This window comes from Streptomyces albicerus (genome assembly GCF_008905045.1).
GTDB classification, from domain to species: Bacteria; Actinomycetota; Actinomycetes; order Streptomycetales; family Streptomycetaceae; genus Streptomyces; species Streptomyces albicerus.
On the sequence record NZ_VWMY01000025.1, the window covers coordinates 97,142 to 113,682 of the forward strand.

General features: G+C 67.2%; 16 protein-coding genes. 14 read left to right on the forward strand and 2 right to left on the reverse strand.

Annotated features, from left to right (window positions below; translation table 11 throughout):
• The first annotated feature begins 142 nt into the window (after positions 1 to 142).
• From GAS53_RS23485 to GAS53_RS23505, 5 genes are all read left to right on the forward strand, one after another.
• Complete coding sequence (locus GAS53_RS23485; RefSeq protein WP_151479660.1) at positions 143 to 790, forward strand: hypothetical protein; 648 nt, start codon at positions 143 to 145, stop codon at positions 788 to 790.
• A gap of 132 nt (positions 791 to 922) precedes the next feature.
• Positions 923 to 5,578: an RHS repeat-associated core domain-containing protein gene (locus tag GAS53_RS23490; protein ID WP_151479661.1), complete on the forward strand. Its 4,656-nt coding sequence runs from the start codon at positions 923 to 925 to the stop codon at positions 5,576 to 5,578.
• A gap of 37 nt (positions 5,579 to 5,615) precedes the next feature.
• Positions 5,616 to 6,353, forward strand: a complete 738-nt coding sequence (locus GAS53_RS23495; protein ID WP_151479662.1) for a hypothetical protein — start codon at positions 5,616 to 5,618, stop codon at positions 6,351 to 6,353.
• 87 nt (positions 6,354 to 6,440) lie between these two features.
• The gene (locus GAS53_RS23500; RefSeq protein WP_151479663.1) at positions 6,441 to 7,184 is read left to right on the forward strand and encodes a hypothetical protein; all 744 of its coding nucleotides are present in this window, start codon (positions 6,441 to 6,443) and stop codon (positions 7,182 to 7,184) included.
• An 89-nt stretch (positions 7,185 to 7,273) separates the two neighbouring features.
• Positions 7,274 to 8,002 (forward strand): hypothetical protein, encoded by a 729-nt coding sequence (locus GAS53_RS23505; RefSeq protein WP_151479664.1) that lies wholly within the window; start codon positions 7,274 to 7,276, stop codon positions 8,000 to 8,002.
• 189 nt (positions 8,003 to 8,191) lie between these two features.
• Here the strand turns inward: GAS53_RS23505 and GAS53_RS23510 are convergent, their stop codons facing one another.
• Positions 8,192 to 8,929, reverse strand: a complete 738-nt coding sequence (locus tag GAS53_RS23510) for a hypothetical protein (RefSeq protein ID WP_151479665.1) — start codon at positions 8,927 to 8,929, stop codon at positions 8,192 to 8,194.
• 427 nt (positions 8,930 to 9,356) lie between these two features.
• On the opposite strand from GAS53_RS23510, the gene GAS53_RS23515 reads away from it, so the two are divergent.
• The 9 genes from GAS53_RS23515 (at position 9,357) to GAS53_RS23555 (ending at position 16,017) form a co-directional block, all read left to right on the forward strand.
• Entirely contained in the window at positions 9,357 to 10,085 is a 729-nt protein-coding gene (locus GAS53_RS23515; RefSeq protein WP_151479666.1) for a hypothetical protein, read from the forward strand.
• Between the two features lie 21 nt (positions 10,086 to 10,106).
• Positions 10,107 to 10,961, forward strand: a complete 855-nt coding sequence (locus tag GAS53_RS23520; RefSeq protein WP_151479667.1) for a hypothetical protein — start codon at positions 10,107 to 10,109, stop codon at positions 10,959 to 10,961.
• A 73-nt stretch (positions 10,962 to 11,034) separates the two neighbouring features.
• A complete protein-coding gene (locus GAS53_RS23525) occupies positions 11,035 to 12,345 on the forward strand; it encodes a CpaF family protein (RefSeq protein WP_151479668.1) in 1,311 nt (436 codons plus the stop codon).
• A 31-nt stretch (positions 12,346 to 12,376) separates the two neighbouring features.
• A complete protein-coding gene (locus GAS53_RS23530; RefSeq protein WP_192583251.1) occupies positions 12,377 to 13,324 on the forward strand; it encodes a type II secretion system F family protein in 948 nt (315 codons plus the stop codon).
• Positions 13,321 to 14,247, forward strand: coding sequence for a type II secretion system F family protein (locus tag GAS53_RS23535; RefSeq protein WP_192583249.1), 927 nt, complete (start codon positions 13,321 to 13,323; stop codon positions 14,245 to 14,247). Before GAS53_RS23530 ends, GAS53_RS23535 begins: the two co-directional genes overlap by 4 nt.
• A 91-nt stretch (positions 14,248 to 14,338) precedes the next feature.
• Positions 14,339 to 14,590, forward strand: coding sequence for a hypothetical protein (locus GAS53_RS23540; RefSeq protein ID WP_055610899.1), 252 nt, complete (start codon positions 14,339 to 14,341; stop codon positions 14,588 to 14,590).
• A gap of 40 nt (positions 14,591 to 14,630) precedes the next feature.
• Positions 14,631 to 15,080, forward strand: a complete 450-nt coding sequence (locus GAS53_RS23545; RefSeq protein WP_151479670.1) for a TadE family protein — start codon at positions 14,631 to 14,633, stop codon at positions 15,078 to 15,080.
• Positions 15,080 to 15,553, forward strand: a complete 474-nt coding sequence (locus GAS53_RS23550; RefSeq protein ID WP_151479671.1) for a TadE/TadG family type IV pilus assembly protein — start codon at positions 15,080 to 15,082, stop codon at positions 15,551 to 15,553. The genes GAS53_RS23545 and GAS53_RS23550 overlap by 1 nt, the downstream gene beginning before the upstream one ends.
• Positions 15,554 to 15,555: 2 nt before the next feature.
• Entirely contained in the window at positions 15,556 to 16,017 is a 462-nt protein-coding gene (locus tag GAS53_RS23555; RefSeq protein ID WP_151479722.1) for a TadE/TadG family type IV pilus assembly protein, read from the forward strand.
• Between the two features lie 90 nt (positions 16,018 to 16,107).
• Here GAS53_RS23555 and GAS53_RS23560 read toward each other — a convergent pair whose 3' ends face one another.
• Positions 16,108 to 16,443: a hypothetical protein gene (locus GAS53_RS23560; RefSeq protein WP_151479672.1), complete on the reverse strand. Its 336-nt coding sequence runs from the start codon at positions 16,441 to 16,443 to the stop codon at positions 16,108 to 16,110.
• Between the last annotated feature and the right edge of the window lie 98 nt (positions 16,444 to 16,541).

Sequence of the window (16,541 nt, forward strand, 5' to 3'; positions counted from 1 at the left end):
CCTGCTCAAGCGGAAGCTGCTGCGGCCTCGTAGGCTTACTCGCACCAGCCTGCGCCGTTACCGTCATCACGATCACGGCCGCCGTGACCGTCACGACCGCCCACAAGCGTCATCACCGTCGGAACCCGGGGAGAACAACCACATGGCCCGCTACATGGAGGCGCTCACCATCGAGCGCGGCGGCTTCCGGATCAAGGTTCCGGAGTCGTGGTGGGAGTTCGACGTGCGGCCCGAGTCGCGGGACGACTCGATCCGGCGCATGGTTGCCGAACGGGTGCGCCAGCGCCCGGAGTTGGCCAAGTACAAGGACACGTACACCGCCTTCCTGCAGAAGTCCGCGGCGGACGCCTGGAAGTCGGGCGCGCTGTACTGCGGCTGCATGGCGGAGAGCTTCGGAGGGGACACCCCCATCACCGGCTCGATCACCGTCTCGCTCGTCGGCGGGCGTACGCAGGCCGGTGAGCCCCTCTCCACCGACCCGCAGTTCATGGCGGGCCAACTCGCCGTCCGCGAGGCCAAGAAGGAGGGCGACGCGTGGCGGAAGGTCACGACCGTCGACATCCCCGGCGTCGGGATGGCCGCGCGTACGTACGGCATTGAGGACATTCCGGTCCCCGGCGACAGCCTGAACCGTACGATCCGTGCCGTACTCATGCAAACGTTCATCCCGGTTCCGGGGCAGGAGGGCAAGGTCGCCCTCGTCGCCGGGAGCAGCCAGGTGCTGGACCTCGCGGACTCGTTCTTCGACATCTTCGACGCGATCACGTCGACGTTCCGCTTCGTGGAGTAGCGCGGCGGCGTAGGGCCGTAGCCACGTGGCGGCCCTCGCCACCCTCGCGACCTTTCCATCGAACGCCCGTACCCAGTAACTTCACTTGTGCGTATGTGTGGTTGACGGGGTTGGCGTGACGGGGGTTGCGGCGTGGCGGGTTATCGGCCGACGGACTGGCATGTGCTGGATCTGGACAAGGATCCGACGCCGGGAGATCCGGACCGGGTGCGGTCGCTGGCCAAGAGCCTGCATGACTTTGCCGACGACGTGCAGGACGCCCTTCGTCTGGTCAAGGGGATGGCGGAGGAAGAGGCCGTCCTGACCTGGGTGGGCAAGACCGCCAAGGTGTTCCAAGACGAGTTCTCCGGCGTCCCGAAGAACCTCAAGAAGCTCAAGAAGAGTTACGACCTGGCCGGGGACGCGCTGGCGGCGTACTGGCCGAAGCTGGAGCGTGCCCAGTCGCTCGCCGACAAGGCCCTGGCGAAGGGCCGCGAAGCCCAGGCCGATCTGTCCTCCGCCAAGTCCCGCCTGTCCACGGCCGATTCCTGGGTGACCCGGGCCAACAAGGAAGCCGACAAGTACAAGGACGACCCGGGGGCGGCGGGCAAGGATGTCCCCAAGCCGGACGAGGCCAAGGTGCGGGCGGCCACCAGGGACGCGCAGAACGCCGAGTCCGCGCAGACCTCGGCCCAGGCGGATGTCACCTCCGCGCAGAACGCCCTGGACGCGGCGAAGAAGATGGCCGAGGACGCCCGGAAGATGCGCGAGGACGCCGCCGGCGAAGCGAAACGCAGACTCGACGAGGCCTCCGACGCCGGTATCCAGAACCGCAAGTGGTACGAGGAGGTCGGCGACTGGTTCTCCGACAACTGGGACACCATCGTCGCGGTCTGCAAGGTCGTCGTCGCCGTCCTCGGCGTCATCGCGCTCATCATCGGCGGGCCGATCCTCGGCGCCATCGTGCTGATCGCCGCCCTGGTCGTGCTCGCCGACACCCTCAACAAATACGCGAAAGGCCAAGCCTCTCTGTGGGATGTGGCGTTCGCGGCGCTGGACTGCATCCCCGGCATGAAGGGCCTGACCACCCTCGGCGGCCTCGCCAAAGGACTCAAAGGCCTTGGCAAGATGGGCCTCAAGGGCATGGCCAAGGGGCTTGGCAAAGGCCTGCGGAGGGGTGCCGACGACGCCGTGGCCAAGAGCAAACCCACCAAGGGGCGATGCAAGAACGGTGACCCCATCGATATGGTCTCCGGCGAGATGCTCATGGAGCAGACCGATGTGGCGTTGCCCGGAGTGCTCCCGGTCATCCTTCGTCGTACGCACCTGTCGACCTACAGGTGGGGTGGCTGGTTCGGTGAGTCCTGGGCGTCGACGTTCGACGAGCGCTTGGAACTCGACGAGGACGGGGCCGTCTTCGCCGCAGAGGACGGCATGATCCTCTGCTACCCCGCTCCGGCCGCCGAAGGCTCGGTCCTGCCGATGGAGGGCCCACGGTGGCCGCTGGCGTGGGATCCGGACATGCCCGGTGCCCTGCGAGTGACCGACCCGAAGACCGGCATCACTCGGCACTTCTCCCCGGTGGCCAAGGCAACCGGGCGGGACGCTGCTTTCTCCATGCCCTTGGCCGCGATATCAGATCGCAACGGCAACCGCGTCCGCATCGCGCGAACGCCCGACGGCACGCCCACCGCGGTACGCCACTCCGGCGGCTACGTCGTTCATGTCGACACTCAAGGTGATCGAATAGTTCGGCTTCGGCTGCGGAACACCGACGAGGGACCCGAAGGCACCACTCTGCTGAGCTACGGCTACGACTCGGTCGGTGATCTGACGGAGATCGTCGACTCTTCCGGCCTTCCGTTCCGGCTGACCTACGACGACCAGGGCCGCATCGAGTCCTGGTCCGATCGGATCGGGTCCTGGTACCGCTTCACCTACGACGAGCTTGATCGAGTCGTACGGGGTGAGGGCGCCGACGGCGTGCTCAACTGCGTCATCGAATACGACGCCGACGAGCGCGCCACCCGCTACACGAACTCTCTCGGCCACACCACGACGTATCGCCACAACGAGCGTCGGCAACTGGTCTCGACCACGAGTGCCAGGGGAGAGTCCGTACGCAACGAATGGGACGAGTCCGATCGGCTCGTCTCGCGCACCGATGCGCTGGGCAACACCTTCCGCTACGCCTATGACGAGGCAGGCAACCTCACGAGCGTCACCCGGCCCGACGGCGGGGTCACGACGGCGGTCTACAACGACTTCCACCTGCCCGTTACGGTGACGGAAGGGGACGGTGTCAGCTGGAACCACTCATACGACGAGCGCGGGAACCGGATCGCCACCCGCAACCCCCTTGGCGGACAGACGCGTTACGCCTACGACACGTCGGGCTTCCTGACCAGGGTCACGGACCCGCTGGGCCACAGCCGCCACGCCACCTGTGATGGGGTGGGACTCCCCGTGAGCCTGACCAATCCCGTCGGCAGCACCTCCACCCTGGAGCGCGACACCTTCGGCCGGGTGACAGCCTTAACTGACGCACTGGGACGCACGACACGGTTCGGCTGGACGGTCGAGGGCCGGATGGCCTGGCGCCGCGATCCCGAAGGGAAGGAGGAGCGGTTCGAGTGGGACGCCGCCGGAAACCTTCTCACCTACACGGATGCAACCGGGAACACCAGCAGTTACACACCCACCCACTTCCACCTCGCCTCGGTCCGTACCCGCCCCGACGGCTCTCGTTACACGTTCGCATACGACACCGAGCTGAACCTCACCCGAGTGACCGGCCCCCAGGGGGCGACGTGGGAGTACTTCTATGACGAGGCGAACCGCGTCATCGCGGAGAAGGACTTCAACGGCCGCACGCTGACGTACGAGGTGAACGCCGCGGGCGGCCTCATGTCCCGCACCAATGGCGCCGGAGAGACCATCTCGTTCGGCAGGGACGCGTTGGGGCGGACCACATCGATCCATCACGACGGGCAGACCACCGTCCTCCGCTACGACGCCCTGGGACGTCTGACCGAACAGGCGGGACCGGGGGTCCGAGTAGATCGCGCATACGACGAGATGGGCCGACTTCTCGCCGATAGCATCAACGGGAGAACCACGTCATACCGATACGACGCGCTCGGGCGTCGGGTTGAGCGACGCACGCCCGGCGGGATCGTTTCCACGTGGTCCTACGACGCGGCCGGTCGTCCCGATCAACTGGAGGCCGCAGGAGGCTTGTTGGGCTTCCACTTCGACGCAGGGGGCCGGGAAGTCGGCCGGGAGTTGGCCCCCGGCGTGACACTCGGCCAGTCGTGGGATGCTGCCAATCGGCTCACTACTCAGACGATCTCGCGCCATCCTGAGGGCGCCGAAACGCTCCTTCAGCACCGAACGTACGCCTATCGCGCAGACGGGCATCTTGCTGAACTGGACGAACTCACCACGGGCACACGGCGGTTCGAGCTCGACCGAGCCGGCCGCGTCACCGCTGTGCACGCGCGCGACTGGACCGAGACCTACGCATACGACGGCGTCGGGAACCTCAGTACGGCCTCGACCCCGGCCACCGACATCGACGACACCCAACGGGAGTTCACCGGCTCGCTCATCCGGAGATGCGGCAGGACCCGCTACGAGCGCGACTCGGAGGGGCGCATCGTTCGATCCGTACGGCGCCTTCTGAACGGTCAGAAGCGTGTGCGCACGTACACCTGGAACAGTCAGAGCCAGCTGATCGGTACTGTCACGCCCGAAGGCGTCCACTGGCGATATGACTACGATCCGGCCGGACGCAGGGTCGCAAAGCAGCGCCTTGGTGATGATGGCGCGGTTGCCGAGGAGACGCGCTTCACCTGGGACGGCCCGCGCCTCGCGGAACAGATCACTCAGAGTGGGCGAACCACGACCTGGGACTACGCCCCCGGAACCCATCTCCCGTTGACGCAGATCGACAGCGGATCCGGAATGTCGGCGTCGGAGGTCGACGCACGATTCCATGCCATCGTCACCGATCTGTCGGGCGCTCCGGCCGAGCTGATATCCGAGGAGGGTGAACTGGCCTGGCAACGCCGCACCATGTTGTGGGGCGCGCCGCTGCCCGCCGAGCACCTGGTGGCGCAGGCAGCGGGGGAAGGCGGTGTCGGCAGTGCGGTCGACTGCCCGCTCCGCTTCCCCGGCCAGTACGCCGACGCTGAGACCGGCTGGCACTACAACCACCACCGGTACTACGACCCGGAGACCGGCCACTACGTGAGCCCGGACCCGCTCGGCCTCGGTCCTGGGCCCAACGACACCGCGTACGTCCCGAACCCGTTCAGCTGGATCGATCCTCTCGGGCTCTACCGGGACCCCGATAGCGGTCTGTATGCGCGCGATCCCGACGCTCCGGACGTGGCCCACAACCGGAGGAGCGAGTACCCGTCCGGTTACCGGGAGTCCACCCACGATGAGATGTCGAAGAACTGGACCCTTGAAGGAGCGCAGCAGGGGGAGAGGCCACTGGACGCGAACGGCAACAAGATCCCCAGGGATCAGCTGACCTGGTTCGACTCGAGAGGTGAGGTCATCTGGGACCCCAATAATCCGGGTCCGAAGCCCTTCCATGAGACCGTGACCTACGAGCACAGGGAAGCCGTCGTGGACCACTGGAACCGCGACGGCAGGAATACTGACCGCGCGACCCGCAACGACTTCTACAACGATCCGGACAACATGGAGGCCATGAGCAAGAGCGAGAACTCACGTGGCGGCGCGGGGATGACTGCCCGATACAGCCAAGACGTGGGACCGAACTACTCATGCTCCTGACTCTTCAAGCCCCGGAACCCCTGACCTGGAAGGAACCATGGAACTTCGGCCCGCCATCGCTGGATTCCCCAACGTGGCCCCTCTGGACGACCTGGCGAATGCCTGGCATTGGAGCCTGAATCCGATCCTGCATTACGCAGGCGCGCTCACCGCGGACGGAACGCAATTGCTCCAGATGAACACTCGAGGCGCGTACAGCGAGGACTTGGCCTGCGCGGTGCTCTCCTTCACACGCGAACATGAACGGGAGCTTCTCCACGAGGGGCGATTCCTCGGCTTCGCCGAGGGCTTCAGCGCCCCGGGCTATGCCTTCGACACAGTTGCGGTAGTTGCGCCAGAGGTCGCCCAACTGCACAAGGTCCAGAATCCGGACCTCACTTCGCTGGCATACGCCGTTTTCCCCGCGTATTCATGTGAATTCTCCGGCAATGAGACCCTTGAGGAGACTGAGTACCGGTATTTGAAGATGCTCCCCACGGCCGACATCAAGAGGGAACCGGTGCCCTTCCTGAAGATGCGATTCGACAATCCCCGGACCGGCGGCGGCAGTACCAACCCAGGGCGCGCGCTGACCTATGAGCGGATCCTTCTGCAGGAGATTCCGCACCTGGAGAACGCCCCTGGCGGGTTCATCGAGTTCGAGAACCGACACGCAAAAGCGTGGCGCATCGAGTGGCACGACGGCTGGTTCATCGCTGAGGAAGGCGCCGGGGCACCTCGCGAGATCGGCCTTGACGAGCTCCTGGCCTTCGCTACCGCCCGGCTGCGGGACTGACGAGGGTGCTCGCGGGGCCGTGCCGCGTCGACCTTGTAGAACTGTTGGTCTTCGCGGAGGAGCGCCTCCGCGGCTGAGGTGAGGAACATGGACATTTGCGCCGTAGTGAACGGCTTTCGCAATGTGGCGCCGCTTCCGGGGCTGGCCGATGCCTGGCACTGGTCTCCTGCTCCCCGGACCGACTTTGCCGGCGCGCTCTCCGCGGACGGTGAGCGGCTGCTTCAGCTCAGTGCCCGTGATTCCTATGATCAGGAACTGGCCATCGCTACCCTGGAGTTCGCCAGGGAGCGCGAGGCGGAGATGTTTTCCCGTAACCCCCATCTGAGCGCGGTCGGCGGGTTCAAGGCGCCTGGTGGGCGCCGCTTCGACGTGGTGGCGGGAGTAGGAGCGGAGATGCACCGCTTCTACCGTGTCGAGAATCCGGATCTCACTCCGTATGTCCGCCTGACATTTCCCGCCTATTCCTGCGAGTTCTCGGGAGAGGAGTCCCTCGATGAGGCCGTCACCCGGTACCGCATGCTACGGATGAACAACTTCGACCGGGAGTCCCACCCCTTCGTGAAGATGCGCTTCACGAACACGCGGACTCGCGGCCGGAGCACCAACCCCGGACGTGGATTCACCGAGCTGGAGCGGCTGCTGGAGGAGTTTCGGCTCATGGAGGGCGGCCAGGGCAGTTTCGCCGAATTCGAGAACCGCCACGGCAAGGTGTGGCGTGTCGAGTGGCACGGGGCGTGGTTCATCGCGGAGTGGGAGACGCAGGGCGGAGAGCCCCATGAGATCGGGCTTGACGAACTACTCGAGTTTGCGTCGGCTCGGTTGCGGGACTAAAACGAAGTTCCCGTTCTGCTGTCCTGGTGCCCGCCGCGAGAGCCGGGTGCGCCGTGCTACCCGGGGGTTCAATGGATCCAGTTGCTGTCGTGTCGGGCTTTGCAGGTGTCGAAGCACTTGAGAGCGTTCCAGATGCCTGGCACTGGTCGCCCATACCGGGGCTGGATTTCGCTGCGGCGCTCAGCAGGGACCGCCGCCATCTCTTTCAGATTAACGCGCGTGACTCGTACGACGCCCCGCTGGTCCATGCGATCCTCGCCGCTGCTCGTGAGAGCGATGCGCAGATCCTCTCCAGTGATGCACTGCTCCGGGCAATTCCCGAGTTCAACCATCCGGGCCGTCGTTTCGAAGTGCTTGCGGCCGCCCGCCCCGGGGTGCACCGGTATCACGAAGTGCAGCACCCGGAGTTGCAGCAGGTAACCTGGGCGATTTTTCCCGGGTATGAATGCGAGTTCGCAAGCCCGGCCCGGTATTCGCCTGAGGATGCCCGGGAGAGTTTCATCAGGTTCCTCACCCCGGCCGATCTCGGCCGGGAGGCCGTTCCGTTCCTCAGGATCCGCTACGACAACACCGTGACCAAAGGTGGCACGGACGGTCCCGACGGGGTGCTTGCCAAGCCGGAAACACTGTTCCGTGAACTTAAGCTTCTCGACGGAGCTCCCGGAAGTTTTGTGGAGTTCGAGAATTTCCGCGGCCAGGTGTTCCGGGTGGAATGGAAAGGATTCTGGGAACTGTCCGAGGTCTCGGCAGGGAAGGGGCCGCGTCGGATTTCACTCGACGAGCTGCTCGGGTTTACGGAGAACTCGCTTCGTACCTGAGCTGCACAAGCCGCGACTGCGAGTTAGTGACGAGTCCGGGCGAACCTTGGAAGACCGGCCGAGTGGAAGATCAAGTGACTCCGCGAGAGAGTCCCTGTCCCTTGGCTCACTCGTAAGGGTGAGCCAAGGGTGATCAGCGGCCCGCCTCCGACCCCGCGTACCGCAAAGCGCCCGGCGCCGGCGCACACCTCAGCCGAGCTTCGCGTTCTGGGCGTCAATCACGATGGTCGGCACCCTGGTGTCGCTCGGCCGGGACTCGGCGATGGCCCTGCCGTTCACCGCGAAGTAGACGGCGATGACGTTGTCGCGGCGTACGGCTGCCGAGTGGACCGTGTGCGTGGTGCCCCTGAACGTCATCGTGGAGTTGAAGGCGAGGGATTCGTCGCCCGCCTTGGCGGTCTGCTCGGCGGTGACCGAGTCGTACGGGCTGGTGTTGCCGTTCGCCTTGGCGGTGAAGCCGTTGCCGCAGGAGTCCACCGCCTTGGAGAGGCCGGCCATCGCCGACTCGGCCTTGCCGTCCCCGTAAGCGGTGAGCGTGACGTACGTGAAGCCGTTGACGAGGCCGTTCTTCGAGGCGGTACGTGTGAGGTCGGCCTGCGAGTCGCCCAGGGGGAGTTGGTTCATCGCGTACGCCAGCGGGGCGCACACCTTCTTGTCCAGGGTGACCTCGTCCTGGGACTTGGCGAAGATGAACTCCTCGTCGTCCGCGGGTTCCTCGACCTCATAGCCCTTGACGTCAGCCTTGCCGATCACGAGCTTCGCCAGGCGCTCCGCCGGGCTCACCTCCTTGGCTCGGGAGGCGGTGGCCTTGGCCCCAGGCTTGTCGGCCGCGTCCGTCTCCGAGTCGCCGTCGCCGCTTCCGCATGCGGTCAGTCCGGTGAGTACGGCGACGGAGAGCGCGGAGATGGCGAGGGCGGATCGCTTCATGTGGGGGCGGGCTCCTTGGTTTCGGGTGGTGAAGGATGCGGACCGTCATCCGCGCGGCTGAAGATCATCCCACGCCCCCACACCGACCCCGTGAGCAATTCGTGCAGGCCTGGTGGACGCAGCGTAACGAGCGCTTGTCGGCCGGGGGATGAATGATTCGCGGTCGCACAGCGGCAGCCTCGTACGCAGGCCCGTACTCAACAGGGAACCGAACGCCCCGCGTTGCGCGTGGATAACGTCGAGCCGTGTGAGGTTCGTGGCCATGGGCGCGCCTTGAGGGGCTTATGCGCTGCTGATACGGTGCGATGACTTGACACTCATTCCGGCCATGGCTATTTGACCAGGTCGGGCGGTACGCCCGGTGCGGGTGAAGTGTTCCAAGTGTCCTGAATGACGAGACCTTCTTGGGTGTACGGGGAGCGGTTGCGTGAAGATCCAAGAGCGTACGGGGGCGGGCAACAACCGTTCCGCTGCGCCGGCTCAGCCGACGATGGGGGAGCGCCTTCCCGCGCCGCCTCGCGAGCGCAAACCGGCGCTGGCCGCGCTCGCGGTGCTGCTGATCCTCGTGGGTGCGCTCGGGGCGACCATGCTGGTGCTGCGCGCGGGCGACCGTATTGAGGTCGTGAAGGTGACGGGCGACATCCAGGCCGGTCAGTCCGTCGGCAACAACGTGGACTCGGTGCTGGTCGCGGAGGACTCCGGGATCAACTACGTCAAGTGGTCCCAGGTCGACGCCCTGAAGAAGCTCAAGGCCAAGTCCACGATCTATGGCGGCACCCTCGTCATCGGCGAGATGTTCGCCGCCAAGAGCAGCCTCCCGGCCGGCAAGGCCATCGTCGGTCTCTCCCTCAAGGAGGGCCAGTACCCGCAGAACATCCAGTCGGGCGACATCGTGGCCGCGTACCAGGTCGGCAACTCCAGCTCCTCGTCCTCGGACGACGAGACGGGCACCGGTTCCTCAGGCTCCGCGGGCACCGGCAGTACGCCGATCGTCTCCGACGCGCGCGTCACCTTCGTGCCGAAGGACAACGGCGACTCCACCATCAGCAGCACCAACAAGCGCATCACCGTGACCGTCGACGAGAGCGAAGCCGCCGCGCTGGCCCGTGCCGCCGCCGCGAACCAGGTCGCCCTCGTCCAGGTCCCCGGCAACTAGCGGCAAGAGAGTCACAAAAACATGGCCCTCATCGCCCTCGCCGCCGACAAAGGTTCCCCCGGCGTCACCACGGCGGCCGTCGCTCTCGCCGCCGTCTGGCCCCGGCGGGTCCTGCTCGCCGAGACGGATCCGGCCGGCGGTGACCTCGTCTACCGCAGTGCCGCCGCGCACGGCGGGCCGTTGAACCCGAACACCGGCATGCTCTCCATCGCGGCCACGGCCCGCCGTGGACTCGTACCGGATCAACTCTGGGACCACGTACAGCCGTTGAGCGGTGGGCTCGAAGTGCTCGTCGGGCTCGGCAACGCCGAGCAGGCCGCCGGGCTCGCCGGCCTGTGGCCGACCCTCGGCCGGGCCTTCGCGCAGCTCGCGGACTCCCCGCACGCGCCCGCCGACGTCATCGCGGACTGCGGACGGATCAGCGGGGACACCCCGGCCGTCGAGATGTTCTCGCAGGCCGCCCTCGTGCTGCTCGTCTCCCGCACCGAGCCGGAGGCCATCGCGCGCGTACGCGACCGGGCCGCCGCGCTCACCGCCAAGCTGCACGGCGGGCCGCGCGGCGCGTCCGCGCTCAGCACACCTCTCATCGGCGTCATCCTGCTCACCGACCCGAGCGACTCCGCCAAGCTCGTCCACCAGGTCAACGACATGCTCGTGGCCGCACAGACCGGCGCCCGCGTCGTCGGCACGCTCGCCGACGACCCCTCCGGCGCCGATCAGTTGGCCGGCCGCAAGCGCGGACGGCTCGACAAGTCACTGCTCATCCGCTCGGCGCGCAAGGTGACCGTGGACCTCTACCAGCAGTTCGGCGCGGCCTGGGCCGTACCGGCGGCCGGCGGTCCCAATGGCCAGCCAACCGCCGGAGCCGGCCGATGACCCAGAGGAACAGCAACAGGAACAGCAACAGGAACAGGAACAGGCGTAGGCGTAGGATCGCGGGGGGCCGGCGATGACCGCCGTCGACCATCAGCTGGTCAAGCGGTTCCGGCAGGACGCCGGTGACCGTATCGCCGAGCAGCGCCGCCTCGACCAGGTCTCCGGCGTCACGCCGATGTCCAACGAGGACGAACGGCAGTACGCCCGGGCGGTCATAGCCCAGATACTGGAGGACTACGCCCGTACGGAGATCAACTCCGGGCGTACGCCGCTGGACGCCGAGACCGAGGAGCAGTACGCGGCCGCCGTGCACGCCGCCCTCTTCGGCGTCGGCCGGCTGCAGCCGCTGCTCGACAACGCCGAGGTCGAGAACATCGACATCAACGGGTACGACCAGGTCTTCGTCGGATACGCGAACGGGGAGGAGGTCAAGGGTGATCCCGTCGCCGAGAACGACGAGGAGCTCATCGAGCTGATCCAGGTGCTCGGTGCCTACTCGGGTCTGTCGTCCCGGCCCTTCGACTCCGCGAACCCGCAGCTCGACCTGCGGCTGCCGGACGGTTCGCGACTGTCCGCCGTCATGGACGTCACCCGCAGGCCCGCCCTGTCCATCCGTCGCGCGCGCATGGGCAAGGTCTTCATGTCCGACCTGGTGGGGAACGGGACGCTGACCCCCGAGATCGGGCACTTCCTCGCCTGCGCCGTCCGCGCCCGTAAGAACGTCATGATCGCGGGCGCGACCAACGCCGGTAAGACGACGCTCCTTCGGGCGCTCGCCAACGAGATCCCGCCGCACGAGCGCCTCATCACCGTGGAGCGCGCTCTGGAGCTCGGGCTCGACCAGTTCGCCGATCTGCACCCCAACGTGGTCGCCTTCGAGGAGCGGTTGCCCAACTCCGAGGGCCAAGGCGCCATCACCATGGCCGAGTTGGTCCGGCGGTCGCTCCGTATGAACCCCTCCCGCGTCATCGTCGGTGAGGTCCTCGGCGACGAGATCGTGACCATGCTGAACGCGATGTCGCAGGGCAACGACGGTTCGCTGTCCACGATCCACGCCAACAGCTCCAGCGAGGTCTTCAACCGTATTTCCACGTACGCGCTCCAGGCGAACGAGCGGTTGCCCATCGAGGCCAGCCAGATGCTCGTCGCGGGCGCGGTGAACTTCGTCGTCTTCATCCAGCGGCGCAACAACTACCAGACGGGCGGCCGGCTTCAGCGCATGGTCACCTCGATCCGCGAGGTCAACGGCGTCGACGGGCGGGTCCTGTCCAGCGAGGTGTTCGCCGAGGCGCCGGACGGCCAGGTCGTGCCGCACGCGCCCCTCGCCTGCCTCGAAGACCTGATCCAGCACGGCTATCGCCTGCCCGGCGGGAACTGGGGGTGAGCTGACCATGTCTCTCGACGGACTCGGCTCCATGGGCGGGCTGTTCTCCACGACGGTCCTGTACGCGCTCGCGTGCGGCATCGCCGTCGGCGGCGGCCTCGCCCTGTTCGCCGTCGCGGTCCGGGGACTGCCCGCCAAGCCCGAGCACGAGAAGCAGAAGGCGAGCGAACGGGCCGGTGAGCTCGTACGGTTCGCCGGTCAGCGCGGCTCGATCGCCGCCGGCGCCGGCATCGTCGTCCTGCTGCTCACCCGGTGGGCCGTCGCCGGTATCGCGACCGCCGTACTCGTCTTCTTCTGGGACAAGCTCTTCGGCGGCGCCTCCGAGGAGAAGGCCGCCATGCGACGCGTCGAAGCCCTCGCGTCCTGGACCGAGTCGCTGCGCGACACCATCGCGGGCGCGGTCGGCCTCGAGCAGGCCATCCCCGCCTCCGCGCGCGCCGCGGCACCCGTGCTGCGGCCGCACCTCGACGCCCTCGTCGACCGGCTCCGCTCCCGTACGCCGCTGCCCGAAGCGCTGCAGCAGCTCGCCGACGAGATCGACGACGCGTCCGCCGACATCATCGTGGCCGCGCTGATCCTCAACGCGCGCCTCCGCGGCCCCGGTCTGCGCCAAGTCCTGGGCGCGCTGGCCAAGTCGGCGCGTGAAGAGGTCGACATGCGGCAGCGCGTCATGGCGCAGCGGGCCTCGACCCGCCGGTCCGTGCAGATCGTCGTCGCCGTTTCGATCGCCTTCGTCCTCGGCCTGTCCATCTTCAACCGCGACTTCGTCGAGCCGTACGGCACGGCGGTCGGACAGCTCGTACTCGCCTGTGTCTGCGGGCTGTTCGCGCTCGGCTTCTGGTGGCTGCGCAAGCTGTCGACCATCGAGACGCCCGAGCGGTTCCTGGTACGGGACGAGTCGTCGGTCCAGTTCGTACGTCCCCGCATGCCGTCGCCGTCCCAGTCCCAGTCGCTGCCGGAAGAGGGGGTACGCCGATGAACTCGACCCTGACCATGCCCGTCGTGGTCGGCGCCGTCCTGGGCCTGGGCATCTACGCCCTCGTACGCGCTCTGATGCCGTCCAAGCGCAGCGCGGTCGCGCAGGTCGCGCGCATCGACGCGATGCGGGCGCGGGGTGCGGCGTACGAGTCCGCGCACCGCACCACGGACGCCGGGCGGCTCGGCAGCGTACGGGCCCAAGTGGGCCAGCGGGTCGCCGAGTTCTATATGCAGCAGGGCTGGGAGCAGCGGTCGCTGCGGGCCGATCTGTCGGTCCTGGACCGGAGTTGGGAGAACTTCCTCGCGACGAAGGTGCTGCTGGCGGCGGCGGGGCTGTTCTTCGGCCCGTTCATGTTCGCGGTCGTGTGGACGCTCGGCTTCGGCAGCAGTCCGGTCATCCCGGTCTGGCTGGCGCTGCTGTTCGCGACCATCTTCTTCTTCCTGCCGGATCTGGAAGTACGCCGTGACGCGGCCGAGAAGCGGCGCGACCTGCGACGTGTGATCGGCGCGTACCTCGACCTGGTGTCGATGAGCCTGGCCGGCGGGCGTGGTCTGCCGGAGGCGCTGATGGCCGCCGCCGAGGTCTCCGACGGCTGGGCGACGCAGCGCATCCGCAACGCTCTCGCGGACGCCCGCATCACCGGCATCAGCCAGTGGCAGGCCCTCGGATCGCTCGGCGAGGAGATCGGAGTCGAGGAACTCAAGGACCTGTCGGCCTCGTTGGCGCTCGTCGCGGACGACGGCGCGAAGGTGCGCGAGTCGCTCGCCTCGCGCGCCGAGACGATGCGGCACCGCGAACTCGCCGAGATCGAGGGCAGCGCGGGCGAGAAGTCCCAGTCGATGCTCGTGGCCCAGCTGCTGCTGTGCGCGGGCTTCCTGGTCTTCCTGATCTTCCCGGCGGCGATGCGCGTGTTCCAGGTCTGAGTCCGAGCCCGAGTCCGACAGCGACAACGACAGCGACAACGACAACTGCATCTTCGAACTGCTCTGAACTGTCTCGAGAGGACAACTCACCATGAACGGACGGAACTTCAGCACCGGGATCCCGGGGGTGGACTTCCTGATCACCTTCCTCCAGGGCCGGGTGCAGCGCGCCCGCTCCGGCGAACTCGACCGCGGTGCGTCCGCGGTGGAGTGGGTGATCATCTCGGCGGTCGTCGTGGCGATCGTCGGCGTGGTCGCCGCGATCATCAACGCCGCGCTGAGCGACGGTGCCAACAAGGTCGGCGACTGCATCAAGGGAGCGGACGCGGGCAGCACCTGCTGATTCCGCTCCTGTTCTCTTCTTCTCTTTCTCGCATACGGGGTTGCTGGTGAGCGTACGACGCTGGGTACGCCGCCGGGTGGAGGCCGCCTCCACCCGCGGCGACTCCGGCATGACCGCGATCGAGTTCGTGCTGCTCACGCCCGTGCTCTTCTTCATGATCTTCGCGACGGTGCAGTTCGCCCTGTACTTCTTCGCCGACCATGTGGCACAGGCGGCGGCCCAGGCCGGCGCCCGCAAGGCCCGCGCCACGGCCGACGAGTCGCCCGGCGCGTGGCGGGGCGAGGCACGGGACGTCGTCGACAGCTACATCTCCCAGCTGGGGCCGCAGTTGGTGCTGTCCCCGGACGTGGAGATGCTGCAGCCGGAGCAGAACACGGTCGGCGTGGAGATCACGGCGAAGGTGCCGTCGGTGTTTCCCGGTCTTGATCTGACGGTGCATGCGCAGTCGGTGGGGCCGGTGGAGCGGTTCGTCGCGGAGGAGGGCAACTGATGAGTCTGCTGCTCCGTGATGTGCGTTCGGTCGTACGGGACTTCGTACGGGACTTCGTACGGCAACGGGTCCGTGCCGCCGCCCGCGACCGGGGCCTGTCCACCGTCGAGGTGGTCATCCTGGCTCCCGTGATGATCCTTTTCATCCTGGTCCTCGTGGCCTTCGGGCAGCTCGTGGACGGACGCGGTGCGATCGACGGCGCCGCCCGGGATGCGGCGCGTGCCGGCTCGATCCAGAAGAACCATGCCATCGCCATGTCCGAGGCCCGCAAGGCGGCCACCGCGGATCTCGAGGACGTCTGCTCGGGCCCCGTGACCGTCAACCAGACCAGCCAGGGGTTCGAGCCCGACACCATCTTCACGGTCGAAGTGAGCTGTGAGGTGCGGGGCCTGGCGATGCTCGGCCTCGACGTCCCCACGACGCTGACCGCCAGCTTCAGTTCGCCGATCGATCCCCTGCGGAGGGCAGCGTGAACATTCCGCCCGCCGTGCAGAACTGGCTCTCCGCCCGCCGCATCCGTCTCGACGACCGAGGGTCGGGCGCCGGCGCCGTCATCATCTTCGCGCTCGTGTTCCTGTCCCTCTCGGCCTTCGTCATCGACGGCGGTCTGTCGATCTCCAAGCGGGAACGGGCCGCCGACATCGCCGAACAGGCCGCCCGCTACGCGGCCCAGGACATAGACCGCGACGCCCTGTACGAGAACGAGGGCGGGCCTGCCCCGATCCTCTTCGAGAACTGCGGCGCCCGCGTCAAGGCCTTCGCCCAGGAGATGGGCATGAACGGCGCCGACATCGCCGCCACCCACTGCGTCGCCGCCAACGTCGACCAGGTCGAGGTGGAGGTCCAGCTGACGTATTCGCCGGTGTTCACGGGGATGTTCTACGGCGGGGATGTGGTGGTCCGGGGGCGGGCCGTGGCGGAGAACGAGGTCGGCTGACGCCACTGCGTCGGGTGAACGTCGCGACGGAGCCGTGTCGGTGACGGAAGCCGGACCGACCCCGCCGGCGGGGTCAGGAAGTTCGGTGAGCTACTTGCCGCCGTCCTTCTTGCCGCCCTTCTCCTCGGACTTCACGCCCTCGGAGACCTGCTTCGCCAGGTCGTCGTCCAGCTTCTTGAACTCACGGACGACCGCCTCGGACATCTCGGCCAGCGCGTCGAGCTGCTGGCCGATGTCCTCGCGGCCGTCCTCCCAGTTGGACTCGAAGTCCTCCAGCTTGTCGTAGACACCGCCGTCGCCGATGTCGTCGCGGTAGGACTCGAACATCTTCTTGGTGTGGTTCATCCGCCGCTTGATGTCACGCAGCCGGGTTCCGTAGTCCTCGAGGTCGCTCAACGGGAGTGCGAGGTCGGGTTTGCCACCCATGTCAGGTCCCCCTCCTGATGGTTCCGTGGTGCGTGGCTTGGCGTGGCTCCTGCGACGGGAGTGTACGTCCGAGTCGAGTCGACGGTCTCGGAAGACCG